This window comes from Anaerovibrio sp. (assembly GCF_051866355.1).
Taxonomy (GTDB): domain Bacteria; phylum Bacillota; class Negativicutes; order Selenomonadales; family Selenomonadaceae; genus Anaerovibrio.
Map to the genome: position 1 here is coordinate 1 of NZ_JBJDWZ010000015.1, position 4,870 is coordinate 4,870.

At 54.2% G+C, this 4,870-nt stretch carries 5 protein-coding genes; all 5 read right to left on the bottom strand.

The annotated features are described in order from the left end of the window. A partial coding sequence (locus tag ACI3UA_RS00790) for a TRAP transporter permease (protein ID WP_439722930.1) occupies positions 1-1,937 on the bottom strand: 1,937 nt, incomplete at its 3' end. 4 nt (positions 1,938-1,941) lie between these two features. After that, the gene (locus ACI3UA_RS00795) at positions 1,942-2,460 is read right to left on the bottom strand and encodes a DUF1850 domain-containing protein (RefSeq protein ID WP_439722931.1); all 519 of its coding nucleotides are present in this window, start codon (positions 2,458-2,460) and stop codon (positions 1,942-1,944) included. 77 nt (positions 2,461-2,537) lie between these two features. Further along, complete coding sequence (locus ACI3UA_RS00800) at positions 2,538-3,497, bottom strand: TAXI family TRAP transporter solute-binding subunit (RefSeq protein WP_439722932.1); 960 nt, start codon at positions 3,495-3,497, stop codon at positions 2,538-2,540. 174 nt (positions 3,498-3,671) lie between these two features. Then, entirely contained in the window at positions 3,672-3,986 is a 315-nt protein-coding gene (locus ACI3UA_RS00805) for an HU family DNA-binding protein (RefSeq protein WP_439722933.1), read from the bottom strand. Between the two features lie 162 nt (positions 3,987-4,148). Continuing rightward, a partial coding sequence (mazG, locus tag ACI3UA_RS00810) for a nucleoside triphosphate pyrophosphohydrolase (RefSeq protein ID WP_439722934.1) occupies positions 4,149-4,870 on the bottom strand: 722 nt, incomplete at its 5' end.

Below are 4,870 nucleotides of genomic sequence, written 5' to 3' on the forward strand. Positions count from 1 at the left end.
GCGTGTTTTTTTCTGCGGCGGCTCTGCCACATTACCACCAGCGCGAAAATCACAAACCCAGGAATATCCGTCCAGACACCCGGCATAATCATCAGGATGCCGCCGGCAAACTGCAGCACGCGCTCAACAGGCGTGCTGTGATCCACCAGATAGCCAATCATGGAGGAGCTGACGCCGACCATGCCGAGAATCGCCGTAATCGCCGCAAAAATCAGCGAGAAGGCGGTGGCATTTATCATCAGTATCTCCGGTGACAGCACAAAGATATACGGGATGATAAAGGCGGCAATCGCCAGCTTGGACGCGTTCACTCCTGTAATCAGAGGCTTGCCGCCGCTGATGCCGGAGGCGGCATAGGCGGCGAGGGCAACAGGCGGCGTAACATCGGCGATAATGCCGAAGTAGAACACAAACATGTGGGCAGCCAGCACAGGCACGCCCATCTGCAGAAGCGCCGGAGCCGCAATGGTGGAGGTGATAACGTAGTTTGCCGTCGTAGGCACGCCCATACCAAGAATCAGAGATGTAATCATGGTAAAGAACATGGTCGGCAGCAGATAGCCGCCGGACAGCGCCAGAAGGCCGGAGGCCAGCTTCAGCCCCACGCCTGTCTTGGTAACCACGCCGATGATAATGCCTGCCGCGGCACAGGCGATAGCCACGCCCAGCACGTTCCTGGCACCGGCCTCCAGCCCGTGGATAATCTCAACCGGCTTCATGCGGGTACTCTTTTTCAGAGCGGACACGGCAATGGACAGCACAATAGCCACCAGCGCCGCGCGCATCGGGGTATAGCCCGTTACCAGCAGATAAACGATAACCACCAGCGGAATCGCCAGATGGCCGCGCTCCTTGAAGATAACCCAGGCCTTCGGCAGCTGCTCCCTCGGCACGCCTTTCAGATTGGTGCGCTTGGCCTCCAGATGCACGCCCAGCCACAGCCCGGCAAAATACAGCATGGCCGGAATAATGGCCGCCTCCACAATCTCGATATAAGGCACGCCTACAAACTCAGCCATCAGGAAGGCCGCCGCACCCATTACCGGCGGCATCAGCTGGCCGCCCGTGGAGGAAGCCGCCTCAACCGCACCGGCAAACTCCTTGCGGTAGCCCAGCTTCTTCATCATCGGAATGGTAAAGGAGCCGGTACCTGCCACGTTTGCCACGGAGGAACCGGACACCGTTCCCATCAGCGCACTGGACAGCACCGCCACCTTGGCAGGACCGCCGCTGGCCCAGCCGGCAATAGCATTGGCAATATCAATAAAGAATTTGCCCAGTCCCGTGGACTCCAGATAGGCGCCAAAGAGAATGAACAGGAAAATAAACGTAGACGACACGCCCAGAGGAATGCCGAAAATACCCTCCGTAGTAAAATACAGATGCCCTACCAGCTGCTCCGGTGTCAGGCCGCGATGGCTCAGCACACCCGGCATGTGGGGACCGGCAAAGGCATACACGATAAATGCCGTTACCACCACGACCATAGGGATGCCCACCACGCGGCGGGTCGCCTCAATAACCAGCAGGACGCCGATGATACCCACCACAAGGTCAGGCGTGGTAATCAGGCCGGCCCGCATGGCCAGCTCCCTGTACATGATGACAATATAGGCAGGCGAAGCTGCACCCAGCACCGCCAGAACAGCATCCAGAGGATGCAGCCTGCTCCTTGACCACGACTTGCGGGTCGGATAGAGCAGATAGGACAGGGCCAGCGCAAACCCCAGATGCACGGCACGCTGCAGCTGGGCATCCAGTACGCCGAAAAAGGCCGTATAGAGCTGGAACACTGAAAAAGAAATCGCTATTGCGGAAATTACCTTCGCCATAAGGCCGGTGTACTGCATGGTGTCCGACTCGCGGTCATACTTTTTCAGCACTTCCTGAGCCAGCGCTTCATCGCTGGTCACCGGCGCGTTTTTATCTAACGCCATAGACTTACCTCCTTGCAAAATTTTTCTGTAACAATACCTTTAAGCCGTAAAAGGCAGGGGCAACAGCTATGTCCACCCTGTACCCCGGCGGATAAAACCTGTAGAGATGGTGAGCCTCCCCATCCACCGTAACGGTAAGCATGGTTCCCACCCCCGTGCGCAGGCTCAACGACGGAAAATACCGGTTCATATCGTCCATGACAAAATCATCACCCTCCTGGCGGAAGCTGCCGTCGCTTTCCATAAAGGGCAGTCCCACCCCGAAGGAGTGATATCTCGTGCTCTGCAGAACCAGCCCTGACAAATCATCGCCGACCACCAGATATTCCTCTACCGGTGTTTTCTGCACTGAATGAATAAACCTGATATTCACAGGCATCCCCTCATAGGCAGGCGCCATGTCGAGAATCCCTTCCTCCCCTATCAGAAATACCCAGGGGCGGCTGAGATACCACAGGGAAACCGCTGCCGCAACAGCCAGCAGCAGCCAGATTTTTTTGTCAACTTTTTTATAATACATCATAACAAAAAACAGGGCTGCACAGGTGACCTGACAGCCCTTGTCTTTCCCTTCAAAAAATTCCTAACCGGCCAATCCGATTACTCCTTGAAGAACTTCTCAGCGCCGGCGTTCATCTTAATCGGCATACCTTCCATAGCGCCTTCCTTGGTAATCAGCTTGCCAACGGAATGAGCAGCCTTGATGCGATCCAGATTGGTGAAGAGTGCCTTCGTAATGTCATAGCCCAGGTTTTCATCAACCTTATCGGTGCATACCAGCATAGCCATTACGGAAATACCGGCAACTTCCTCGTCAAAGCCTGCATAAGTACCGGCAGGAATAACAACCTTGGTATAGAACGGATACTTGGCAATCAGGGCATCAGCCTTGTCTGCATCAACCGGCAACAGGCGTACCTTGTTCTGGGAAGCAATATCCTGAACGGCTGCAGTAGGATAGCCGGCAGTAACGAAAGCCGCATCCACATTGCCGTCCTTCAGGGCGCTGGCGGCCTCGGAGAAGGACAGGAACTGCTCATCGATATCATCATAGGTAATGCCATAGGCCTCGAGAATCTGGCGGGCATTTGCCTCCGCACCGGAACCCATAGCACCTACTGCCACGCGCCTGCCCTTCAGGTCTGCAACGCTCTTGATGCCGGAAGCATCAAGGGTAACAATCTGGCAGGTCTCCGGATAGAGGGTAGCAATACCGCGCAGGTTGTCAACCTTCTTATCCTTGAACATCTCGATGCCATTAGCGGCATAATAGGTAATATCATTCTGTACGATAGCCAGGTCAACGGAGCCTTCCTTCAGCATGTTGATGTTGGCTACGGTAGCACCCGTGCTCTGGGCGCTGGCATTCATGCCCTGAATGTTGTTGTTGAGAATCTCAGCCATAGCGCCGCCGATTGGATAATAAGTACCAGCCGTACCGCCGGTAGCGATGTTCAGGAACTTCTTCTCCCCTGCGCTGTCACCGCCGCAGCCGGCAATCACGCCGATTACCATCACCAGCAGGACACTAAGAACCGACAATCTGCTAAATAATTTCATAAACATAACCTCCTCGTCCAATACATCCGCAAACCAATATCCGGTTCGCATATCACGTATAACATTATAGCATAAACCTGTCTGAATGAAAATGTTTTTCAGGGAAATATTGTATACAAAAAAGGCCGTCCCAACAAGGCGGCCCCTTTGCCATCATAACTTTATTTTACTATATCACTTCTTGCTCTTTGCCTTTTTCTTTCCCTTGGCCGGCTTTACATTTACGGCCTCCTTCAGAGCCTTGCCCGGCTTGAAGGAAGGATTTCTGGAAGCGGCAATCTGCAGCTCCTCGCCGGTCTGCGGATTGCGGCCGGTACGTGCAGCCCTTTCCTTTACCTCAAAGGTGCCAAAGCCCAGCACCTGAACCTTGCCGCCCTCTACCAGCGTTTCCTGCACAGCGGCAAAAATGCCTGCAACAGCCTTCTCGGCATCCTTTTTGGTAATACCGGATTTTTCAGCAACCTTCGCAACTAACTCTGCCTTATTCATTTAATTTCCCCCTCAAAGTATAAAAATTTAAAATACTCTGTAAAAATACTCGGCAACCCCTTGCCAATTGACTACAATATACCATAAACACTGGGATTTTGCACTACTTTTTTACGTTTTTGGCAGAAATTTATTGTTTTTCCTTTTATTTTATTTTCCGCGTCAGCGCTTTTTTGCTTCGTCCCAGAATTTGTCCAGCTGTTCAAGGGTAAACTCCTGCCAGTGGCCGCCCTGCTCCCTGACCTTCTCTTCCACATAGGAAAACCTGTTGCGGAATTTCTTGTTGCAGGCCAGAAGTGCCAGCTCGCTGTCCGCCTTCAGGAAACGTGCCAGGTTGACGATGGTGAACAGCACATCGCCCAGCTCCTCTGCAATATGGCCGCTGTCCCCCTCTGCCACAGCCTCCTTCAGCTCTGCCAGCTCCTCATGGATTTTGGCCCAGACAGGCTCCGGCGCATCCCAGTCAAAGCCGGCCTTTGCCGCCTTGCCCTGCAGCTTCTGTGCCGCCATCAGCGCCGGCAAATCCTTTGGCACCCCGTCCAAAAGCGACTTTCTTTCCTTCTTTTCCTGCTTTTTTACCGCCTCCCAGCTGATGAGGGCGGAACCGGCATCAGCCGCCTGCACATCCCCGAAGACATGGGGATGGCGGCGCACCAGCTTCTCCGTCACGCCGTCCACTACGTCCTGCATGGAGAACTCTCCCGCTTCCTCCGCCATGCGGGCGTGGAAAACCACCTGCATGAGAATATCCCCCAGCTCTTCGCACAAAAGGTCATAATCCTCCAAATCAATGGCCTCCAGCACCTCATAGGTTTCCTCAATCAGATTTTTGCGGATGCTCCTGTGGGTCTGGGCAATATCCCAGGGACAGCCCCCCGGCTCCC